General features: G+C 46.6%; 11 protein-coding genes. All 11 read left to right on the top strand.

Going from position 1 to position 25,454, the window contains the following annotated elements:
* Nucleotides 1-2: 2 nt before the first annotated feature.
* A complete protein-coding gene (locus HGH91_RS06730) occupies nt 3-527 on the top strand; it encodes a hypothetical protein (protein WP_168737654.1) in 525 nt (174 codons plus the stop codon).
* On the top strand, nt 524-7,087 hold the full coding sequence (locus tag HGH91_RS06725; protein ID WP_168737653.1) for a hypothetical protein: 6,564 nt from the start codon (nt 524-526) through the stop codon (nt 7,085-7,087). The genes HGH91_RS06730 and HGH91_RS06725 overlap by 4 nt, the downstream gene beginning before the upstream one ends.
* A gap of 18 nt (nt 7,088-7,105) precedes the next feature.
* Nucleotides 7,106-7,897 (top strand): hypothetical protein, encoded by a 792-nt coding sequence (locus HGH91_RS06720; protein ID WP_168737652.1) that lies wholly within the window; start codon nt 7,106-7,108, stop codon nt 7,895-7,897.
* A 36-nt stretch (nt 7,898-7,933) separates the two neighbouring features.
* Nucleotides 7,934-16,450, top strand: coding sequence for a LamG-like jellyroll fold domain-containing protein (locus tag HGH91_RS06715; protein ID WP_168737651.1), 8,517 nt, complete (start codon nt 7,934-7,936; stop codon nt 16,448-16,450).
* Nucleotides 16,451-16,463: 13 nt separating this feature from the next.
* The gene (locus HGH91_RS06710; RefSeq protein ID WP_168737650.1) at nt 16,464-16,964 is read left to right on the top strand and encodes a hypothetical protein; all 501 of its coding nucleotides are present in this window, start codon (nt 16,464-16,466) and stop codon (nt 16,962-16,964) included.
* A gap of 382 nt (nt 16,965-17,346) precedes the next feature.
* Nucleotides 17,347-18,321, top strand: coding sequence for a hypothetical protein (locus HGH91_RS06705; protein WP_168737649.1), 975 nt, complete (start codon nt 17,347-17,349; stop codon nt 18,319-18,321).
* A gap of 111 nt (nt 18,322-18,432) precedes the next feature.
* Nucleotides 18,433-18,672, top strand: a complete 240-nt coding sequence (locus HGH91_RS06700; RefSeq protein WP_168737648.1) for a hypothetical protein — start codon at nt 18,433-18,435, stop codon at nt 18,670-18,672.
* A 327-nt stretch (nt 18,673-18,999) separates the two neighbouring features.
* A complete protein-coding gene (locus HGH91_RS06695; RefSeq protein ID WP_168737647.1) occupies nt 19,000-19,611 on the top strand; it encodes a sterol desaturase family protein in 612 nt (203 codons plus the stop codon).
* A gap of 50 nt (nt 19,612-19,661) precedes the next feature.
* On the top strand, nt 19,662-20,831 hold the full coding sequence (locus HGH91_RS06690) for a TlpA family protein disulfide reductase (protein ID WP_168737646.1): 1,170 nt from the start codon (nt 19,662-19,664) through the stop codon (nt 20,829-20,831).
* Complete coding sequence (locus tag HGH91_RS06685; RefSeq protein ID WP_168737645.1) at nt 20,779-22,032, top strand: DUF4185 domain-containing protein; 1,254 nt, start codon at nt 20,779-20,781, stop codon at nt 22,030-22,032. Before HGH91_RS06690 ends, HGH91_RS06685 begins: the two co-directional genes overlap by 53 nt.
* A 168-nt stretch (nt 22,033-22,200) precedes the next feature.
* The gene (locus tag HGH91_RS06680) at nt 22,201-25,428 is read left to right on the top strand and encodes a S41 family peptidase (protein WP_168737644.1); all 3,228 of its coding nucleotides are present in this window, start codon (nt 22,201-22,203) and stop codon (nt 25,426-25,428) included.
* The last annotated feature ends 26 nt before the right edge of the window (nt 25,429-25,454 follow it).

The following is a 25,454-nucleotide window of genomic DNA, read 5'->3' as shown; positions in this document are numbered from 1 at the left end:
AGATGAAGCAACTACTAATATCAGGAATGATTTGCGGTATACTGTTTTCCTGTAATCACCAGGAGAAAGTGGCAAAGACGCTCTACAACGACCAGAATAAGTCACTGATACAAGAGCAGCGTGCCGGTGATATTACGATGCAGACCACCTATTTACCAATTCAATGGGAGCGTGCATTAGGGCGGAATAACCCGGATGCAGCCAATGAGTTAAGTTTCAGGTTGCATATCGTATTACCCAAAACATCGGGCTATACACCCAAAACAGGTATGGCTATGATCAATGCCGATACCTTGTTTGGATTGATTGTCGGCACAGACACGCTATTGCCCTTAATGGCGCAGCAGATATCCAATGGTAACCCGGCGGCATCGGAATACCTGGTCACTTTTAAAAGAGCATTGCCTGAAAGGGGATCAGTGATGCGACTGGTTTTTAAAGACTGGATCTATACCAGTCACCGCATGGAGTTCCCCTTTGAAGTAACCCGTATTGAAAATATTGACTCTATAAGTAACAGGCTATGATATTTGGTAATATTATATTCAGAAAGTCCATTGCAATTTTTTTCCTGAGTTTACTGATGGTGCAACTACTGTTGCCAACGGCAGCCAGTGCGCTCACTTCAGGCCCTGCCCAGCCGGAAGCCAAACAGTTTGCCACCGCTGGTACCAACGATATGGTGGATCTTTTTACAGGAGGATTTAAGTATAATGTTCCTGTAATGGACATAGATGGTTATCCCATCAATTTAAATTACAGCTCCGGTGTGGGAATGGATGATGAGGCCAGCTGGGTGGGTCTGGGATGGAACCTGAACGTGGGCGCTATTAATCGCGGGTTAAGAGGACTGCCAGATGATTTGCTCGGTGATGAGGTGACCTCCGAACACTATGTAGCGCCAAAAATTACCGTGGGTGGAAAGGGTACTTTAAAGGGAGAGTTTAGCGGCTGGGGCATTGGTAAATTAAAAGGTTCCGTATCGTTAGGGGTATTTAGTGATACTTATACAGGTATGGGGGCGGAATTTGGCGCTAATGCCGGGTTGTCCCTTACAGAAGCGAGCAGTGGAACCTTAACACTGGGATTGGGTATTAACTCCAATACCAGCGAGGGAGTAAATCTCAGCCCCAGTCTCAATTTATCGCTTTATAATGCCAAATCAGAAGACCTTGTTAATAACAGCCTGGGGTTGTCGCTTGGACTGGGATATAATACGCGCCAGGGTTTAAAGAACCTGACGCTCACGCAATCCTTTGGTTTTACCACCACTGATATAGCAGATCCCCGCAAGTCTGGCTCTGCCAGTTATGATGTAGGAGGAATTGGTTTCAGTTTTAATACGCCCGCATTTTACCCTCAAATCGGGATTCCCTATAAAACAACGAACCGCACCTATAGTGTGGATCTTGGTGGGATGGCGTTTCTGTGTTTTACCGGAGGAGGATTAACCGGGTATAAATATAAAAGAGAGATTCTCAGCCGCACGAACAGGAATCCTGCCTTTGGCTTTTTATACGCCAATAAAGGAACTGATGTGCCCAGGGCGATGATGGATTTTATGAGGGAGAAGGATAATCCTGTTGTACGTAATATCCCCAATATTGCCATGCCTATTTCCACGCCGGATGTATTTTCCTATTCCAGCCAGTTGGGCAGTGGGCAGTTCAGGTTGTATCGTGGGGGAAATGGAGTGGTGTTTGACCCAGCAGTGAATGATGTAACGAATACTGCCACCGCCGGTCTGGATCTTGGATTTGGTGGTATTTTCCATGGAGGCGTAACTTTTTATAAACAGGATGTAAGTAATAAAACCAACAAATGGAAAAACGATAATGATTTCCTGAGCATGGGAGATTACAGGAATGCGGAAAACCAGGGCGAGGAACATGCTTACTTTAAGCAAATGGATGAAAAAAATGTAGGTAATGCTTTCTATGAAACAGCAGTAGGCGGTGAAGGAGTGGTGCATGTAAGCCTGAACCAGCTCCGGGCAAAGAATGAGTTAAAGAGTAAAAATAATGAGGTGGTTACCTCCGCAGTAGGATTGACTAAAAGAGGGCGACAGGCACGCCGTACCGCTATTTCCTATCTCACGGGTGCGGAAGGTGCAAAGGCAGCCGTTAGCCGGGAGGTGGAAAGTTACCCGGAAAATAAGATCGGTAGTTTTACACCTGCTGTTTCCTCATCTGCCAATGCAACAAAAATCAGCCGTACAACCGGCACACGGGCCAATCACCTGTCTGAAATCACAGTTACCGGCGACGATGGAAAACGTATGGTGTATGGCGTACCTGCTTATAATAATTTCCAGGAGGAATATTCCTTTGCAGTAGATCCGGCTAAAAAAATTGCGGGAGATATTAACCGTAACCTGGTTGGTTTTAACCTCGAAAGCGACGGTAGTTTCAAACACAATTATCCAAATAGCGTTGATAAATACTTTCACCGGGAAAGACAACCTGCTTATGCTTCTTCCTTTTTGCTATCAGCGGTGCTGTCGCCTGATTATGTGGATGTAACCGGCGATGGGATTACAGATGACGATCTGGGAACAGCCGTAAAGTTTAATTATACCCGGACAACCAGCTCCTATAAATGGCGTACGCCGGGAGAGCCGGGGAAAGCCCTGTATAACAAGGCCCTGAATGCCGATCCGGATGATGATAAATGCAGCATTGTATATGGTGAAAAAGAACTGTGGTACCTGAGTTCTATAGAGACGAAAAACAAAATCATGTTTTTCATTACGGATACCCGTAAAGATGCCCTGGGAGTTACCGGACCAACGGGTACCTTAGATAAATCTGAGGGAAACAAACAGCGGCTGTTGAAAGAGATACGCTTGTATTCCAAGAAAGATCTTACCACGCCTATTAAAACAGCCATATTCGATTATGACTATCTGTTGTGCAATAAGATACCGAACTATGATACGTTGAACGTTGGTACGGGTCGTGGGAAACTGACCCTCACAAGCCTGGCATTTGCCTATGGTTCTTCTTCCAAAGGAAAACATTTCCCTTATACCTTCAAGTATAAGGGCGGCAACCCGGATTATACCTATCTCTCTACTGACAGGTGGGGAAATTATAAACTGCCCAATTCGAATAGTAATGCAGGATTTGGTGCTTTACGCAATGATGAATTTCCTTATAGCACCCAGAAAAAATCCGATGCCGATATTGCGGCTACTTCCTGGAATCTGACCAACATCAATTTGCCTACTGGCGGAGATATTAATGTCACTTACGAATCGGGCGACTATGGGTATGTACAGGATCAACCCGCCATGCAGATGGTGAAGCTGGTGAATGAGTATGTGAACAGTGATGGTGCGCGGGTCAATAATTTATTTGATGCAGCAGGTTTTGTAGTGCAGCTCGACAGAAGTCTTCGCGGAAGCTCTGATGGCGAGAAACTATCAGATTTCATCAACAACTACCTGAATGGTACCAATAACTTTTATGCCAGGCTGTATGTCAATGTAAGTGATAATGCAGGTAGCCTGGTAGATGCCAACTGTGATTTTGTTTCCTGTTACGGGGAGGTGGAGAAAGTAGTTGACAGGGGAGGAGGACAGGTCTGTGTGATATTGAAATCGATGCAGAATGGCAATGTAAGTTCCAATCCTTTTATCTTTTCTGCCTGGCAGAAGATGCGAACGGAATACCCGATGTATGCTTACCCGGGGTATAAGAATCGTATACCTGATGATATGCCTATTGCGGCTGCGCTTTCTGCTATTGTCAATTCTCTTGGCAACCTGCGGGAGATTACGGAAAACTTCTACGCCAAGGCAAAACGGAAGCGTTTTTCTTCGCTGGTCGATTTTAATAAGAGTTATTGCCGTCTTGCCAAAGCCGATGGTATCAAGCTGGGGGGGAGCGCCAGGGTAAAGCGGGTAACCATATCCGATGCCTGGGGCACTATTACCGGCGCGTCTAATACGGAAGCTACCTACGGGCAGGAATATACGTATACCACCACCTGGAATGGAAGAACGATTAGCAGCGGCGTAGCCAGCTATGAACCACATGTAGGTGGCGATGAGAACCCACTACGTTTGCCGCTACGCTATTCTGAATCGGTCCGGGGAGGATTGGATAATTATTTTTACCTGGAACGGCCATTTGGAGAATCGCTGTACCCCGCACCGGTGGTTGGATACAGTAAGGTAGTGGTAAAAGATATCAATCCTGCTACGGGCACGGCAGATGTGGCGCCTAAAACAGGATGGGTACAGCATGAATTCTATACTTCCAGGGACTTCCCGGTACAGGTAGATTATGACCATGGTCCGGAAATTTATAATTATGACTCCAAAGGCTGGTTTAGTTTCCTGGGGGCCGACATCGTGCATGAGCAGGTGTTATCACAGGGATATGTGGTGAAGTTGAATGATATGCATGGCAAGCCTAAAGCCGAGCGGGTATTTAACCAGTCGGGTGCAGAAATCGCCAGTACCCTCTATTACTTCAATGCCAGGAACCTGGATGCCGGTACACAGGCGCTGGTAAATAAGGTAGATGTGGTAGATGAGAAGGGTAATATTACAAAAGACCAGGTGATTGGCCGTGAAATAGAAATGACGACGGATATGCGGGAACAGGAAACTGCCAATATTGGTAAGAACCTTCAATTTGGTGGAGATATCATACCCTCGCCTATACCTTTCATTCCTTTTATTCCTGTGCCACACTGGCCCAGCAGCAAGAATAACGAGTATCGGCTATTCCGGTCAGCCGCTGTTTTAAAAACGATACAGTATTCCGGTGTGTTGGATAAGGTCGTGAAAACTATCAACGGCTCTACGGTGACTACAAGAAACCTGTTGTTTGATGCGGTAACCGGCGACCCGGTAGTAACTACTACCAATAATGAGTTTGATGACCCGGTTTACCAGGTAAATATCCCGGCTTACTGGATGTATGCAGGAATGGGCGGGGCTTACCGGAATAACAATTTAAAAATTGGTATGTCCACCGGGGCTTATAATGCCATCAATGCTGCATTGACCAGCTTCCTTACGCCGGGTGATGAGCTGATAGATTTAACGCCGGGGAATAACCATTATTGGGTGATCCGAACAAAAGCCGATAAAGAGTCAGCTCCGTCACTTAAGCTGATAGATAAAGGCGGATCTACCGTTCGTGTAGCGGAAGAACGCCAGATGAAAGTATGCCGCTCAGGCTATCGTAACCTGTTAACCGCCCCGGGAGCTTCTTTTGTATGTTTGAAGAACCCAGTAGAGAATGGCGTATTCCGTTTCAAAACGGATGAAGAGCTGGCGTCAATGAATGTACTGGATGCCAAGGCAACGCTATACGACCAGGAATGGGCGGCCAGGCTCCCTTGTATGAGTATCCCGGAGGGATATGACTATGAACGGCCCGACCGGGACGCTTATATCCGTAGATCGCATATAATGATAGATAGGCTTAACCTTGCCAAGGCTCCCAATAATCCTGCTGAGCATGGGGAGGATGGCGCCACCTTCTTTGACGCAAGTTGGAACTTAATCACCCATCGGATGGATCCGTATTGGTATGGTAAATTAAGAAACATCGGGGCGTGGCCAGCGGCTGCATACGATAACCAGAATTATTATACTTATGAAACCACTATTACACTGCCCCCGGCTGGTGCTTATTCCATCGGGTACGGTGCCGATGATGAAATTATCATAACCCTGGACGGGACCTGGGTGGGCGGCCTGACCGGAGATGGCGAAGCCAATCACACGCAATGGCAGGTGATAGGCTTGAATACCCAACCCGGTAAACATAAATTAAGAGTAAGAGCCCGCAATATTGTAGCGCCTAACCGGGCATTTGCCATGGAGATTTACAACGTCGGTATTGGACAGATTGCGCAAATGTCTAACGCCGGGGCCAATGTAATATATTCTACCACAGACTGGTTTACTTATCCGCCCAATGCGCTGGAAAGTACCGATATCAATGGATTAGATACCGTAAGATTTGAACAATACTCCATACCAATAGATTACCGGGTTAATCCTTACCAGCTGGGATTCCTGGGTAACTGGCGCCCACAGGAGGGAAAAGCCTTCCTCGTGAACAGAACCGGTCAGCAACTAACTACACCGGCTATTCGAAAGAATGGCGCCTATCAGAACTTTACTCCCTACTGGTATTACTCCGCAGCTGCTGGTGGCTGGGTAAAGAGCAGCAATAATAGCTGGAGATGGGTATCTACTGGTACCACCAGCCTCTTTGATGCCCAGGGCAATGGCATTGAGTCGAAAGATGCCCTTGGCATTTTTAAGAGTGCGCTCTATTCTTTCAATAATACCGTGCCGGCTGCTGTATCAAATAACGCCATGCAGCGGGAAATTTTCTACGATAGCTTTGAAGATTATGACTATCGTAGCGCCGATATTATGTCCAGAACCTGCCCCAGGGATAGTTGTAACATTTTTAGCAGGATACAGGAAACGGGCCAGCAATACACCAACTGGATTGATAACCAGGTGGCCCATACTGGTAAGTCGAGCCTGAAGTTACCATCGCCGTTAACGTTGTATGCTTATGTTCACAATGATGTGCATCACACACAGCCTTATCTCGACTTCTCCAAAGAAGGAGAATACCAGCGTATTTTCTCGTCAACGCTTTACCCCAGGGGATTTAATCCCAGGCCCAATGCCTTATACATATTCTCTGCCTGGGTGAAGGACGCGCAACCTGCCGGTAAAAACTCCGATTTTAAATTAGGTGTTAACGGTACGAATTACGATCTCACGGTGGCCGCATCCGTGGAAGGCTGGAAGCTGGTGACAGCCTCGTTTTCCGTGAGTCAGGACAAATTGCAGCTGCAGCTGAGTGCCGGAAGCAGCAGTACCCGTGTAGATGATATCCGGATTTTCCCGGTACAGGGCAGTATGAAAACATTCGCCTACGATCCGAAGAACCAGCGATTGATGGCAGAAATGGACGACAATAACCTGGCTACCCTATATGAATATGATGACGAAGGCACTTTAATCAGGTTAAAGAAAGAAACAGAAAGGGGGATTATGACGATCAAAGAAAATCGTTCATCCTACCGTTCAAAAAACTAACCGATTCAACATTGTAAGATGAATAAATATCTGAGACCCGGAAAACTTATTATGTTATTACTGGCGGTAATGCTGGCAGTAGGAGCCTTCGCAGGAATGCCCCTGCTGCGGACCTGGTGGAAGCCACAGCCAGTGAAGAAAACCGTGGAAGATGAAAACCCGCGGTATGGAGAAAAAGAAGCAACTATCCTGAAAGAACTGATCGCTGTTTACCGGCGCATGGATAGTATACCTGTGATGGAAACAGGAGGGAAAATTGTGGCCACCGATCCGGCCAACCCTTCCGATGATTTGCGTACCGACTTTAACTACCAGCGGAAAAACAACCTGTTGTATTATCAATTGGGAGAAAGTGAGATGGTACAGTTGCAAGACGTTAATATTTCAACCAATAAATCGGTTAACAGGATGTTTGTAACCCCGCCCCAAACAATTACTACAGTGGCACATTTGCCGGTAGATAGCATCATCGCTCTCTGGGAAGATGATAGCTACGCCATCAGTACTAAGGAAATAGATCAACAGGTAACCGTTTCTTTTTTATGTGAGCAGCATGCTTCTTGTAAAGAACTGAAAATTACCTATAACCGTGCCTCCCGGAAGATGAACAGCATGTACATGCGGTTGACTAATCTTTCCGACCCATTTAATAAAGCGTTGGATCGGGTAGTAGATATCACTTTCAACCGATGGGAAGAAGGAAAGGTCAATGATAGTTATTTCACGCTGTCCCGGTACCTCAAAAAAGATGGCAATAGCTGGCTGCCAGCCGGCGCCTATAGCCAATATAAACTGATTTCAACACTGTAAGGTGTTAACCTATATTCACCATTAATGCCCCGACCTATGGGTTGTAGAAAACTTAATATCTTTTGCATCCGTGCTGTTGTTATCTTATTGCTGATGCTCAGTATCTCCTCTGCTGTGAAAGCACAGGTGGAATCTTACCAACAGCAATTACATGGCCGGTTCAAAAAAGGAGATACACTGATCATCAAGGATGAGAAGTTTAAGAATGATGCATACGACTGGAGCTCTATTAATAATAAGCTGGTAAGCGACATTATTACTTTTGGCTTATACAAAGATTCGGTATACCGGCCGGAAAAACCATTCAAGTGTGACCTGGACCTCAAAATTGAATACTGGAGCCAGCCCGACCAGGAAGATCCGATTACCATCGATCATGCCAATTTGAAAATAGACTATGATACGGCAGCAGAGGCGCCGTTTCAGGCCGAACAGATCTATACCTTCAAGAATGCCTACAAAATAAAACTGACGGTAAATAATATCACCAGTAAAGAGCTGGGAGATGAGTTGCCGCCCATTTTTATGCTGAAAGGGCAGGTGATTGTCGACCGCCAGTATACTTCAAAGAAAGAGGAAGAGCTGACGATGTCCGCATTTTTTAGTGCAGGCGATCCCGGTACAGAAACGAATAGCCAGATGCGCGGCCTGACAACGCCAATGGCCGCCCCCGCAGCGCCGCTCTCCGACAAGGTTAACGTCAACTGGAACGAGGTGGTTCCCGGTCAGGAATACGACCTGGAGTGGACTTATATCGACGAAGAATCAGACAATGGGCGGTTCATCACCGCCAACCGGGCTACCATTACCGATGCGCAGCTGGAGGGCATGTTCCGGAACAACGCTACCCGTATTACTACCGCGCAACACAACTATGATATCACGTTGTTACATAGCAGCAAGTACCTGCTGCTCCGTGTACGTTATGTGCTGTATGTAGATGGATTCAGAGAAGAACACCCATGGACGTACCAGGTAAAATTGGCGGGAGGAGACGTAGCCAGGGTATTGGATATTTCCTGGCACCTGCCTGGTTTTAACTGGCAATTTAGCGCCAGCTATGCGGAGGAAGGGAAAAAAAAGGAGGTGGTAAGTTATTTCGATGGTACCCTGCGTAACAGGCAGACCGTTACTATCAATAATAGCGACAAGAAAGTAGTGTTGCAGGAAAATGTATACGATGAATTTGGCCGGGTAGCGGCCAATATTCTGCCGACACCTATAGATAATGACGTTTTTAAGTACTATCCGAATCAGAATCTTAATAGTACCAAAGGTGTTTATACCTATAAAGATGTTTACAATAATACCACTGGAAGTTGTGTGGTAAAACCTGCACCGCTGGATATCAGCGCAGGTGCATCCAGGTATTATTCTGCACAGAATCCATTCCTGGGTAAGGATGCCTTTACACAATATGTACCAGATGCAGGGGGATATCCGCTATCTGTAACGGCTTATACCAATGACAATACAGGTCGTGTGCGCGTACAGGGAGGGGTGGGTGAAACCATGCAGCCCAACCAGGATGAGAGCCTGAATCATGCCACGAAGTATTTTTATGGCAAACCGATGCAATGGGAATTAGATCGGCTTTTTGGGCCGGCAGATGCAGGAAATGCATCTCACTTCCTGAAAAATATGACGATCGATCCCAATGGTCAAATCAGTATCAGCTATGTGAACAGCAGTGGTAAACCGGTTGCTACCGCATTGAGTGGTGGTGCACCGGATAATGTATTACCCTTAAGTTCCAAAGGCCTGGCATCTACCACGGATACACGTATATTGGAACCGGAGTCTTTTGTATTTGATCCGCAGGAGATGAAAATAAAAGGGACCACTACTTATCTCTGTGCAGTGCCTGATCACAATGCGAGTATTAAATACCGTATCGAAAAATTAATTAAGCGTTACCGGGAAAATAATGTAGATATCTGTAGTAACTGTTATTACGAACTGAAGATAAATGTATTTGATGATTGTAATAATAAGATAGATGCCAATACTGCCGCCATAAAAATAGGTAGCACGGCCTCGAATTGTAATGACGAAGGGATTGTCGAGAACTCGTTTACTGTTGACCTGCAAAAGGCAGGTGAGTATACGGTTACTTTTGAGCTGGCCTTGAATCCTGATGTAATAACAGCTTATACCGACGATTTCATTAAGAGAAATACGAATTTGCGTCCGGAATTTTTCTACATCATGGCGCAACTGAGGAAGACCGATTTCTCCGGCTGCTTCAGTGATTGCAGCAATTGTGAAGTCAACCTGGGTACGAAGGCCGTTTTCCAGCAAAAGGTAAATCAACGTTTAACCGATAACAAAGTAGAAGTAGCAAAAAATGCCACGGAGCTAAATGCTTGGAGTAGTGGGCTGTATGATGCATTATTAGCTACCTGTAAAGCATCCCAGGCTAATTGTGGCAGCGGTCCTTGCGATGAGCTAAGGAAAGTGATGCAGCAGGATGTAACACCGGGTGGCCAGTATGCGCTCTTTGATTCGTATGGCGCCCCGTTGGAAGCGGAGATTAACGTATTGTCGCAGTCTTTCAGAAAAGTCTTTCCTCCATTGCCGTCAACTTATACCACGTATAAAGATGCGAAATTCGTGAAACTAGATGGTACGGAGACTTCTCCCTACGACTCACTATTCACGTTGAAAGACCTGGTAGACAACTGGAAGGCAGAATGGGCTGATAAATTTGTATTCTATCATCCCGAGTATTGCCAGTTGAAGACCTGCGAAGAGCTGGCCGCTTATAAGAAATGGGATAGTAAGGTAATGTCGATGTGCTTAACAGCAGCTGATCTACCAAAGTATGTCGGGAAAACGTACGATCCTGCAGACGCACTCTGGTTATTTTCGGCAGACCCTTTTACCGCGAATTCGCAATACCAGTCCCAGATTGGCGATCTGGCTACTACCCTGAACATTTATTCTTCCAGGGAAACACCTTTTGCCGGTAACGGATTTAATTCAAAGAGCCTGAGCAAGTATGTAGATTACTTATTGTATTGCAGCGATAGCCTTTCTAATATCAGTACCGGCGCTAATACCGGGCTGATTGCCAGGTGGAATAACTGTACGCCCCAGGCACAGTGCCGGGTCGTTGACCGGGAGTGGGCGTTGTATGCCCGTTATTATTTCCAGTTAAAGGAAAAATATTATCAGCAGATAGCGGATCAGCGTTGTGGAGACATGTGTAAAATTGGCCGCCCGATAGAGGTATTTGCCAATGCTTGTCCGTCTGCAACAGATTTCACGATTGTGGCCGATACCGATAATTGTAACAGCGATCAACAATCTGTGCGTATTATAAATAATGGACAACCAGTAAGAGTGACTACGCGGGTGGTATTAGGATTCCCGTACTATGCCAGTAGAGGAACAGCGGTGGCTGTTTTCCAGCCGGGAGATCGTCAGCAAAAAATTTGTATATACTCCGGGGCGCCGCTGAATGTGGTAACAGTGGATACTGTTTCCTGTGGTGGGTATACATCTCCAAGTTTTCCGCCAACTATTATTTACGATACGGTTCCTTGTACGCCTGCATATACACTACAGATAGATACCCTGCTATTAAGCTTTGCCAAGAGTGCCGGGCAATCAGCAGCGCTGAGTAGCGGTGCCCCTCAGTCAGCGAGGTTTGTTATTCACCTGACAGAGCCTTTTACTCCCGGTAGTATTGTGTTATTTAATGTGACGATCAAAACTGTTGGTAAAACAGAAGTGAGAACTGTTACGTTAACCGGCCCCAATGCATATGCTTACGAGTATTTCACCGGGTTTTACTCCGGAGATCCGATGCCGACTGTAACCATCAACTGGAGAAAGTGTGTTAGCAGAAGCGCGCTTTCCTGTTCGCCGCTTTACAAAAACAAGATATCAAGACTGGAACGAATAGACAGCAAATCATACCCCAGTAATGGAGACTCCCTGGCTATTGACGGCAACCTGAAGGTAAACGCCATGATAGCCGATAATTGTGAGGCCAATGCCGACGCCTGGATCCGCCAGTTGGGTAATACTTATCCTTCATCAACCCTGGCCACATTGCGCCAGAAACTGGTGGCGGTATGTAAAAACGGAGGAGACGTAGCACATGTCAGCGGCGCCAGTGCGGCAACGCCTGTAGCTACTGCCGAAGGATACCGGTCCTTTAAAGACGCTATGTTGGGCGTATTAGGTGCATCATCCATGAAAATGGATTGTAACCCCTGGATACTGAGTAGCCCTTACCCATACAATGTGAAGGCACAAACGGTTGAACAGACGATTGATGTCACCAATACCAGCATCTGTACCCGCCTGTCGGCATTACAAACAGAATATAATAATCTCGGCGCCGGCAAAACATTTTGGCAGTATCTGTCTGGCAAGTACGGGGCAGCCATGACGCTGACCCAGGCAGAGCTAGACCAGGTGGTAAAGAGCTGCAGCAATTGTCGTTATCTGATAGCGTCTACCGTAACGCTGCCGGTATTCCTGGATGGTGATCCACAAGCCAAAGGCTGTATCACCGGTACGGAGTATAATGCTGCGATAACAGCCCTATCACAGGAACCGTGGAACGGCGGCTTGGATGTGAACCATGCTAATTATGAGACCATTGTGACCACTTACCTGAACCATCGCTGGGGATTTGCACTGGGATATGGTGATTACCTGGCTTTCAGCCAGAAAATAGCGGCAGAAGGTACTACCGCGATATTATGCAATAGCCCTGTATATAAGTCTGTTGAAGTAGATCCGTTCAGTTGCATGTACGATATGCTCGACGGAGCAGTGGTGGCCGGAAGACGCCGGTACAGCGAATATATCGATTCTGTAAGGCAGGATTTCCGCGCCCGTTACGTAACCATATGTAGCGGCGCCAAATCGATCGTGAACCTGAAGGCCATGCAGCAACAGTATCATTTCACGCTTTACTATTATGATCAGGCGGGTAACCTGGTAAGAACGGTACCTCCTGAAGGTGTAGATGTATTGGATGATGAGCGGTTAAATAATACCACGACTACTATCCCGGCTGATTTCACCTGTAACTATACAGGACCTGTTCAGAATGCAGACTTAGCCAGCAGTCTCACTTCCCTGAATACAACACTAGATAGTAAAAATACCTCTACCATAGAAATGTGGATCAAGGGACGGGCCAGTGGTGCTTCCCGGGCCATTACGGCTACCACGGGTAATAAATATTTCATCACCACCTGTCTGAGCAGCACGTATTGCTATGTAACCATACATAAGCTGGATCCGGTGGGGGCGGATGTGTCGATTATCAATACCAATGATATTGCAGTTCCGGTAAGTGCTTTCGCAACAGGCGCCTGGACACACCTGGCCTTACAGGGCGATTTCGCCGGTGGCCCCATGAGTTTATACGTAAATGGAGAGCTGATGTCGAATGACACCAAAGCGCCAGCTTCCCCCTGTGAATGGGAGATGACGGCAGGTCCATCCAGTACCACCATTACCCAGGACCTGGCAGATCTCAAGCACCTGAGAATATATAATAAGGAGTTAACATCCGGGGACATCTATGCCAATTCCCAGGATCCCTGTATGAACGTGGCGGCGGGACAAACCGCACTCACGATGTGGTCGAGGTTTAATGTACCGGCAAATGGATCGCCTGGAACCGTAGGAGGTCCTAACTCCAACGTGGAGGTAAGGCCCATGCCGATAGCGCCTATGCACAGGTTGACTACCGATTATGCCTATACGTCGCTCAACCAGGTGGTATCCCAGAAAAGCCCGGATGCGGGCACGGCCAATTTCTGGTTCGACTATGTAGGTAGAATGGTGGCGTCACAAAATGCCAAACAGGCGAAAAACAACAGGTATAGTTATACCGCATATGACAAGCTGGGACGAATTACAGAAGTAGGAGAACTATTGCCCCGGTATGCTGTTCCTGCTCCCGGGTTTATGGGAGACCTGGACTATTCTTACTTACTGTACATGAACAATGGGAAGACTGACTATGTGGAAACGGTATATGATGGTGCAACGCTGCCTATACAATATGGCTACCAGGAATTCCTGCGTAACCGGGTATCAAGTACAACGCACTACAGCACGAATGCGTCCGGAGGATCGGTTACTGACCAACGGTTGTATAGTTATGATCTCCTGGGCAATGTCAAATCTACCTGGCATAATAACCTGAAGATATTATACGGCAGAACAGATTATAATTATGATCTGGTAAGTGGAAAAGTGAATACGGTTTTATACCATCCTAACCAGGACGACCAATTCTATTACGGATACGACTATGATGCAGAAAACAGGGTTATTGCCGCTAAATCCGGTATTGCCAGTGTATCGGCCGATAAATGGACGATTGCCAATCCTGTTACGGATGCAGCTTATCGTTACTACAAGCATGGACCGCTGGCGCGTACCGAGTTGGGTCGCAACTCCATACAGGGATTGGACTACGCCTATACGCTGCAAGGCTGGTTGAAAGGTATTAACGGTAACTTCCTGTTGCCCGGTACCGAAATGGGTAAAGACGGCAACACCGGCAGTCCCACCGCCAACTTTGCCAAAGATGTAGCAGGCTTTAGCCTGGACTATTTCCAGGGCGATTATAAGCCGATCGGCGTAACCGGTACCGCCAATCCTTTCGCACTTCAGTGGAGCGCGCAAAGTGGCGATCTGGCCGGGCAAAACCTATACAACGGTAACATTTCACATTCTGTATTATCCCTGAAGGGAATCAATAATGGTACACCTGTAGGCTACAGCTATCGTTACGATCAGCTGAACCGCCTGAGAACCATGCGTCAGCATGCGCTCACCAATACGTCTACCACCTGGGGAATGGCCCAGAAAGTAGATGCTTACGCAGAAGACATCACTTATGATGGCAACGGTAATATATTAACTTATAACAGGAACGGTACCAATGCTGCGCCAATGGACCAACTGACCTACCTGTATCCACGCGATACCAAAGGCCAGCTGACGAGCAATCGCCTCAGGTACTTTAAAGATGGGGTAACCGCCCAGGCATATCCAGGCATCGATGTGTTTGATCAACATCCGGCTGCCTATGTACAAAACGCCACTGGTAATGCCGCGGGTGACTACTACCAGTATGATGAAATTGGAAATATCGTTAAAGACACCACTGGAGGAATATCAGACATCCAATGGAGCGTATTTGGCAAAATTTCCAAAATCACCAAACCTGGCGTTGTCATTGAGTATTTTTATGATGCCACCGGCAATCGCAGCATGAAACTGGTCACCGCTGCCGGCGTAAGTACTTATACGATCTATGAGCGCGATGCACAGGGTAATGTATTGGCCACCTACGAACAAAAAACAGGCGATGCGAATATTACCTGGAAAGAACAGTATCTTTACGGAGGTAGCCGCCTGGGTGCATGGAAGCCTAACATGAAGCTCGCCGGCACCGCTACTAAAGACGCTCTCTGGACAGCGGTCAATAATCGGGACTATGAAATTACCAATCACCTGGGGAATGTGTTGACAACGGTGAGTGATAATAAGGTAGCAACAGGAGGGCTGTATGATGCGACGATTACCAGTGCCGTGGATTATGCGCCGTTTGGAATGCAGCTGGTGGGGAGGAAGATGAATGGAAGTTCTTATCGATGGGGTTTTAACGGGAAGGAGAATGATAATGATGTGAAGGGAGAAGGGAATCAGCAGGATTATGGGATGAGGGTGTATGATCCAAGGATAGGGAAGTTTTTGAGTGTGGATCCGTTGACTTCGAAATACCCAGAACTTACACCTTACCAGTTTGCAAGTAATAGGCCTATAGATGGTATTGATATCGATGGAAAAGAATGGGGGCAAAGCGTAAAATTTAACTTTCTATTTTCGTTTGTAAAGCATACAGAAAACGTGTTAAAGATTAAAGTTATAAATGATTCTAAAATTTTGTCTTCTGTGCAAACGACTACGGATATGGCTCAATTATTTAAAGAAACAACTGAAACCAGTTATTCGGATTGGCATGCTCCAATGGCGATCGATGAAGATTACACAACAACTGAAGTTGTCTTTGATTTTACACCCCCTTCGCCGGAAGATGGACGTATGCCTACTTTAAGATTTATTGATGGAAGAACAAAAGCTGCGCAGGGAGCCAATGTATTGCAAGGTCAAACTGAGTTTGTAAATGGTGATACAAATGGCGAAATTTCTGATTTTGAGATTCGAATTGCTTTGACGAAGGATGGGGCTGTAATCCCAATACCTAGTCTGAAAAGAACAATGGCTCATGAAGTTGGGCATTCTCTTGGGTTGAATCACCCTTGGAAGTTGAGCGCGGGGGAAAAGGCTGCTTTTCCTGAGTTAGATCAGTCAGATCTCACTCATAGAGATGTTAAAAAGATAGTTAATAATTTATTAAATACCGATGAAAATCCTGATCCAGTTATAAGAAATCACGCTGGCCAACGGGGAGAACTATTGAGAAGTCAATTTGATTATGTCAACCAGAATATTCATGACAAAACTCAATGGAGTGCAGAGGAATTAAAGGGTGTAGGGAATTAACAATTTGAATCTTATGAAGAGATACTTGTTTTATCTACGGAATTTACGCTATATTATTGTTGTGGTTATAATGCATAGTTGTATAACGGCAAAGCAAGGCGGCAATAAAAAGATACTGGGCAGTGATTCGGTTTTTATTGTCTATGATACGATAGGAGATCCGGCGGGTCTGGTTACTTTAAGAAATAGGGATTCAATTTTTTTGCTTTTTAAGGGTAGTTTTGAGGATACTATTAATGTGAAATTAAATAATGTTGCAATCGGAAAATTTGCGCTATTTAGAAAAAATTATAGATTTCCGAATCAATCCGATATAGCTAATCTTGAAATCGGATTGTGCCAGATTGCGGGAGATAATATTGTGGAGATCTATTTTTTAAACATGAAAAAGCACTTAAAGTTCAAACTAGCCAGCCATTATCCAATTTGTCTAATTGAATATACAGGAACGCGCTGGATAGTTAGGTTCCGAAGACATACTGTTATGCACCCCGTTGAGATTAATATAATGTAAGCTGCTTTATAGAGTAGTAGATTCCGGCCAGCCGGGGTTTACTACTCCCTATGGACAGAGTTTTTATCCTGTCGTTTTGAGATAGATTATCGATGGCATAAAATACAGATTTATCCTTTTGGGGCTGATAAAACCAATAAGAGCGTATGGATAATGATAAATTATAGTTTTTTATCTTCGGCCACAGGAAGCTTACAGCAATCCATGGTAGAATTTATTCACTAGTGTTTACGGCCGAATTACTTGGGAGGAATCCCTCTGTCGTCCTTAGCTCATAAGCTAAGTATTTTACCACGTCTTTGACAGACTCTATATTCTCTTAATTTTTACCAAAAATTTGTTAACCGACTATTTTAACCTTCAAATAATTCAAAAATTTTCTATGAAATTTATTACTACTACAGGGCTTTTGCTCCTGTTCTCCCTGAATAGCATTGCGCAGGAAAGCCTGCAAACTGTTACCCAGCGTGGTGATAGCACTACCGTTCGTGCACGTCTTCAAAAAGGAGCACTAATAACAAATAGCAACCTGGTAGTGGATGGCGGAACGATGAATTATAATGATCCGCTTGTTGTAAAAGGTAACCTGGATGGAGCTGCGATTATCCGTTCAAATGGAGCCGATCGATGGGATGTAAGCAGGGATGTTTATGAAGTGGACAACTATGCCGGTACTTCTTCTTCTCTGTTGTTTAACTATGGCAATTCCGGTATTCCTTACTTTCGCAGGGATGGACATGATTTTACCATAATGAAGATATGGTCGCCGAGAGCCAATAAGAATGCCTATGAAGCTACGCTCGCGCTGGTGAATGGCGACAATGAAGAGGAGATAATGGATATCTATAACATGAGCTATCCACAGAACCACTCCTTTGGGATCAGGTTGCAGAAAAGATATAGTGCGCAGTATAAGCCTTTCTTTTTCGAATACAGCGATGGTACGGTTACTTATCCAGTAATGAAACTGGCTCCAGATTCTTCCGCTGCTTTTTATGGTAATGTCGGCATTGGCACAACGGATACAAAGGGGTATAAACTGGCTGTAGCGGGAGCTATTGTATCTGAATCTGTCAAGGTGAAGCAGAAGAACAATTGGCCCGATTTTGTTTTTAAGCCTGCCTATCAACTTGCTTCACTTCAGGAGGTGGAGAGTTATGTGAAAAAATATAAGCATTTGCCTGATATGCCTGCTGCCAAAGAAGTGGAAAATAATGGACTGGATTTGGGAGAAATGAACAGAAAATTGCTGCAGAAAGTAGAAGAGCTAACGCTATACCTGATTGAGCAGAATAAGACAATACAAGAACAGGATAAAAGGATCAGGGAACTTGCTACAGAGGTAAAGAGGAAATAAGTCCAGCCTGGGCTGTTTTGAACCCGCTCGCTTCCCTTACTGCTTTACGACTGAAAAAATCAAAATTAAAGCGACCTTGCGCAAAGTCTTTAGCGAAACCAAAAATGTGCCATGACATTTCCTAAACTTACTGACAACCAGGTCGCCGTTCTCCAGGCCGAAAAAAGCACCGGCATCGTTCTGAATATCCACCGGGAAAGATATCTCAATACCAGTGAGGATGAAGCATACCGGATATTTGAAACCATATCCTTAGCGAGGGAGTACATTGCTGCTGTGCAGCAACTTTCTACGGATATAGAGTTTACCATTTACGATAACAAACAATCACTGGTAGAATTTATTCACTAGTGATTGCAAACTGATCCCCGGAGGCTATTGACCTGGTCGAAGTAATCTATGGCAGTACTGTCCTGGAAAACAATTTATTGATAATGCTCTGCCAGAATCCTCGGCGGATCAAACCCGCGGACGATATTACGCAAACACGAAATAGCGCAGATAAAAAAGCAATCAATCCCCAGTTTAAAGCATATCAAAGCCGTGTATAAAGTAGGCTAAAGTGTAAACAGCTAACCCCCTCATTCCCGCAACTCAACCCCCTTTTTCGCCGGTTCGTGCCAATTTTCATGGCGATTCACCGCCATCCTCCCAATTTTGCGAAATAATACCACCCGCATGAAGTTCGATAAAGTGCACAACAAAGGACAGGCGCAGATTTTTGCCAACCGCTACCTGGAGTTATTAACGAAAACCCATCCCATCGTTATTTTTGGTATGTATCTGCCGGTGATCGGGTATATGTTGTACTATAGCTATGCGACATTACATTACTCCCTGTTGCACATCATATTAATATATGCAGGAGCCATTTTAGCCTGGTCGCTTTTCGAATACATCGTCCACCGTTTTATTTTCCACTGGGTGAGCGAAAACCCTACGGCCAGGAAGATTACCTACACACTGCATGGTAATCACCATGAATACCCACGCGATAGACAACGTTTGTTTATGCCGCCGGTGCCCAGCGTTATCATCTCGTCTTTCTTGTTTGCGGTCTTTTACTTGTTGATGGGCAGTAATGCCTTTGTGTTTTTTCCCGGATTTATATCGGGCTACCTGGCGTATGGCAGCATGCATTATGCTATCCATGCCTGGGCGCCGCCATTTAAATGGCTGAAGCCCTTGTGGCGCAACCACCACCTGCATCATTACAAAGACGATACCCTGGGCTTTGGCGTGAGCTCCACGCTGTGGGACCGTGTTTTCGGAACGATGTTTATCCTATAACTTATGGGTGTGTGGTGCCGCATATCACGGAATATTTGTAGATTTATTATATGAGATATTCCCTGTTCCTGGTTGTTTTTTTAGCAATGACTACCCATTCCTTTGCCAGGCAATGGGATGCACCGGATCCTGTAGCCGTATTAATACAGCTGGCGGATAAGTTAAGCAATGTACAACGTGTTTCATATCATTACGAACGGATATTGTCTTATTCCTCTGAAAAATACTACGCTGCCATGTCGGGCAAGGTGTGGCTCGACTTTGCTTCCGGTGATACGGTACTGGGTTGCCGTTACCAGGTGGACAACGACGCGCTTACCGACATTTACAATGGCGCGGAGAAATTTACATTGGATAAAACCAGGAAAACGATGCGGGTAAAATCGCATCCGGTGTTTACTGACTTTGCTGCTGCTTCCTTTTTCTATAATTCCATCCTCACGCTAAAAAGGGCCATGCCCAACTTACTGCAGGATAAGAATATTGATAAGAACGTAAAGGATACCGTCTTTCAGCATAAGGAATATTACCTGGTTACCTGTTGGATGCACAAACAGGTGATCGATTATCTGGGTGCGCTGAAACCTATTACACAGGAGCGTAAAACAGGTTACAAAATACTGATCAGCAAAAAAACAGGGTGGGCCCGTCGTATCACAGAGATCAACAACGTAAACGACGATTATACGCAAACCGATTTCACGGATATTGAGGATAAACCTACCCAGCCGGATCAAAACAGCTGGTATTATTCTACCTATGCCCCCGTTTATAAACTGGCTGCGGATAGGCCGTTAATACCGTTGGCATTGAATACCATGGCGCCAGCCTGGCAATTGCCGGTATGGGGGACAAAGGATTCGTTGTCGTTGTCACAGTTGAAAGGCCACCCCGTGATGTTGGAGTTCTGGATTCGGAATTGCGGCTATTGCCTGGCAGCAGTACCCGAAATAAATACTTTCAGTAAAACATATAAAGATCTCCAGATAGTTGGCGTAAATGTGAACGACCGCCCTGCCGATATCACTGCTTTTTGCGAGGTAACCCACCCCGCATATCCTATTGTACATCAAGGGCAGGAGGTAGCGGCGCAGTATGGTATAGACCTCTTCCCTACGGTGGTACTGTTGGATGCGCAGGGTAAAGTAATCTATACGGGTGCATTTAATGAACAACGCATCGGCGCTTTGCTGCGTAGTCCATCTCCGGAAAATAAATAGTGCCGGACAGACAACGATTATTTTCTATCTTACCCGCCATATGCTCACTATCCTCACCTTATTTTGCTGCAGCTGGTGTTCACCCATGACTAACGATAGTACACCTTCGTTAACCCAGCTGAATTATACGGTAGAACGGGCTCCCGACTGGGACAGCCTTTTTATCCGTAATAGTGGCTGGTTTGGGGGAGATGGTATTTTCACGATTCCTTTCAATGGCATAGACACCCCACACGAGGGCGATAGTACGCTCATCGTGTTCAGTGATACCATGGCGGGCGATATCCGCGACGGCCAGCTGCAACCGGGATTTTCCATGATTCATAATTCGGTGGCGATCCTGAAAGGAAGGGAACCTTTAAAGGAAAACATCCATTTCTATTGGAACACCGATAGCCATAACGCGCCGGCAACGCTATTTGAGCCACGCACGCCCGCTGTCGGGAAAACCGACTATTACTGGCTGGGTGATGGTACTACTCTGAACAATAACATTTACCTGTTCGCCTACCGCATCCGCAACATCAGCGATAAAGACTTTGGCTTCGAAGAAGTGGGGAATGCCCTGTTAGTATTACCAGCGCACAGCCGGCCGCCATATACGGCGCAGCGGCAACTCGATACCCCGTTTTTCCTGCCGGCGGACAGCACCACCGGCAGCGGTTCTTTCGGCGCGGGTATTTTCGTGAACACCAAAGCGGCCGGGGCGCCGCATCCAGACGGTTATGTATATGTATACGGGGTGAAAGGATTACAGAAAGGCGTGATGGTAGCCCGGGTATTGCCTGCCGATATGGAAAATTTTGGGAGATGGCGTTTTTGGGATGGACAGCGATGGGTAGCAAACATCCGCCAGGCGGCTGCCATCACTACCCGCGCTTCCAATGAATTAAGCGTCACCCCGCTGAAAGACGGACGCTATGCCCTCATCTTCCAGGTAGATGCCATAGGAACGGCTGTAGGACTCCGCCTGGGCGCCAGTCCCACCGGTCCATTCGGCCCAGTGATCAAAATATGGGAGTGCCCGGAAGTCAAGGAAAACAAACATTTTTTTGTGTATAACGCTAAAGCACACCCGCATTTATCCCGGCCAGGGGAGCTGCTGATCAGCTATAACGTCAACTCATTCGACTTTCTGCACGAGCTGCCTTCATCTCCCCAGCTTTACCGCCCCCGCTTTATCCGCCTTATTCTCCACTGATCACTCGATAAGTAGCACTACCGGTACAGGAAATATCCGCCGTGGTGGCGTTTGGTGCTTCGCTTTCCACCACTTGTCATTATCGTCTTTGAAGAAAGCCCTACCTTTCTTATCTTGGCTGATCAGCTTTTGTAGCTGCTCCAAACAACAAAAGTCTATTCGGCGCTTATGAAGAGATTATTATCCAGTTGTGCTGCCCTGCTGTTGGCAGCCATGTCTCATGCCCAGGAAAATGCCCTGTGGTTACGAAATCCATCTATTTCCCCCGACGGCAAAGCGATTGCCTTTGGGTATAAAGGAGATATTTACCGGGTAGATGTGAACGGCGGCGTAGCCGTGCCACTCACCATCCACGAGGCCCACGACATGATGCCTGTATGGAGTCACGATGGCAAATACATTGCTTTTGCGAGCGACCGGTATGGTAATTTCGATGTATTTGTGATGCCCGCTACCGGCGGCACGCCCGTACGGCTCACCAGCAATAGCGCCGGCGATTTTCCCTACGATTTTACAGCCGATAATAAACAGGTACTTTTCGGCAGCGCCCGGAATGCGCCAGCATCCAGCATCCGCTTCCCTTACCGCCTGTTCCGGAATATGTACACCGTGCCCGTTACCGGCGGCCGTGCTACCCTGGTCAGCGCCGCCGGCGCCGATGTGGCCCACTATAGCAAAGCTGGCGATAAGATCATCTTCCAGGATAGAAAAGGATATGAAGACCCGATGCGTAAGCACCACGTATCGTCGGTTACCCGCGACATCTGGGTAATGGATGTGGCCAAAGGCAGCTACGAAAAAGTATCTGGGTTCGAAGGCGAAGACCGGGAACCGGTATTTGGCAATGGCAACGATATCTATTACCTGTCTGAAAAAGGGGGGATCTCCCAGAACCTCTTCAAAGGCTCGCTGTCAGATAAAAACAGCCTGCAACAGCTGACCCGCTTCACCAAACACCCGGTACGCAACCTGTCTAAGTCAGATAACAACACCTTCTGTTTTACCTATAACGGGGAAATATATACGCTGAAAGATGGGGAACAACCCCGTAAGCTCGAAGTGAATGTTTTCAACGACGGCCGCGCAGCTACGGTAAAGAATGTACCGGTAAGTGGCAACATCACCGAGTTTGCCATGAGCCCCGATGGAAAGGAAATGGCGTTCATCGCCAGGGGAGAGGTGTTTGTGGCCAGCGTAGATGGCAACTTCACCAAACGCATTACCAACACGCCCCAGCAGGAACGCATGGTGACCTGGTCGCCCGATGGCAAGAAACTCGTATACGCCGCGGAACGCAACGGTAACTGGGATATCTATCAAACCACCAAAGTACGTAAGGAAGAACCCTATTTCTTTACAGCTACCTTGCTGAAAGAAGAACCGGTCATCGCTACCGACGCAGAAGAATTCCAGCCGGTATTTTCTCCCGATGGCAAAGAAATTGCCTACGTGGAAAACCGGAATGTGCTGAAAGTATTTAACATCGCGACCGGTAAAAGTCGCGCGATCCTCCCCGAAGGACATAACCACTCTTATTCCGACGGTGACTGGAGCTTTGCCTGGAGCCCTGACGGTAAGTGGATCGTAACAGACGACTCTCAAGGATATTTCTTTATGAACAATGCCGCACTGATTCCCGTAGATGGTAAAGGCAAACCGTTTTACCCGGTGAACAGTGGCTTTGGCGAAGGAAACTGCAAATGGTCGGACGATGGAAAGATCCTTACCTGGACCAGCAGCCGCGAAGGACGTAAGTCACTCGCCAAGCAAGGCAGCCGGGAAGTAGATGTATACGCTGTTTTCTTCGATCAGCCAACGTACGATAAATTCAAGCTGTCGAAAGATGAATTCAATTTGCTGAAAGACAAAGAAGCGGCGGAATCTAAAACCACCAAGGATTCTACGGCAAAAACAAAAGATACTACCAGCAAAAAGACTTTCACACCCGACTTTACCAACCTGGAAAACAGGAAAATAAAGCTCACCATCAACAGCGCATCTATCGGTGATTATGTGCTGAATAAAGATGCCTCCAAACTCTACTACATGGCCGCCTTTGAAAAGGGCTACGACCTGTGGGTAACAGAGCCCAGGACCGGCGAAACAAAGATCCTCGCTAAAATGGGAGGTACCCCCGGTAGTATTGAACTGAGCAAAGATGGCAACTCCCTCTTTGTGAGCAACCGTGGTAGCGTAGTAAAAGTAGATGCCAGCAGCGGTAAGATCACGCCGGTAAGCATCAATACGGAACTGTCGCTGAACCAGGAAGAAGAACGTAAATACATTTTCTGGCATGCCTGGAAACAGGTAAAGGAGAAGTTTTACGATCCTAGCCTCCGGAACATGGACTGGAAGATGTATGGCGACAATTACGCCCGCTTCCTGCCTTATATCAGCAACAACTACGATTTTGAAGAGCTGCTGAGCGAACTGCTGGGTGAACTGAATGGTTCCCATACCGGTGGCCGTTATTCACCACAGCCCGTAAATGGCGACAATACTGCTTCTTTAGGACTGTTGTACGATGAAACCAGTCATGCCGACGGCCTGCAGGTGGATGCGGTAATTGCAGGTGGTCCTTTCGATAAAGCTGCGAGCAAGCTGAGAAAAGGTGACATCATCGAAAAGATTGATGGGGTGGCTATCAACGATAAGAGTGACTGGGCTACATTATTGAATCGCAAAGCCGGAAACAATATCCTGGTGAGCCTCTACAACCCCAATACCAAAGTGCGCTGGGATGAAACGGTGAAGCCGATCTCTGGTGGCGAAGAAAGTACGTTGATGTATAAACGTTGGGTAGCGGCCATGCGTGCGATGGTTGATAAACTCAGCAATGGGCAGGTAGGCTATGTACACGTACAGGGCATGAACGATGCCAGCTACCGCTCTGTATATGACGAAGTAATGGGGCAGAACCGCGATAAAAAGGCGCTGATCGTAGACACCCGCTTTAATGGCGGCGGATGGCTGCACGATGACCTGTACAACTTCCTCAGTGGTAAAAAATACCTGGAGTTTGCGCCCCAGGGCGATCGCCTGAAGGGCGGGGAGCCTTCCGGTCAGTGGCAGGCGCCCAGCTGCGTGCTGATGAGCGAAGGTAACTACAGCGATGCATTTATCTTCCCTTACGTATACAAACAAGGCAACATCGGGAAATTGATCGGTATGCCGGTACCGGGCACCGGTACTGCCGTATGGTGGGAAACCCAGATAGATCCTACGATGGTATTTGGTATCCCGATGGTAGGCACTATTGGAAAAGAAGGACGGCCTACCGAAAACCTGCAGATAGAACCCGATATCCGGGTGCCGCTGCGCTACGAGGAGTTCCTGCAGGGTAAAGATGCCCAGCTGGAAGCTGCCGTAAAGGAAATGTTACTGGAAATAAAATAGGCACGCAAAGAGACAAAGGAGCAAAG

Origin of the sequence: Chitinophaga eiseniae (assembly GCF_012641265.1) — a bacterium.
GTDB lineage: Bacteria > Bacteroidota > Bacteroidia > Chitinophagales > Chitinophagaceae > Chitinophaga > Chitinophaga eiseniae_A.
This window is presented reverse-complemented; position numbering and strand designations above follow the sequence as displayed.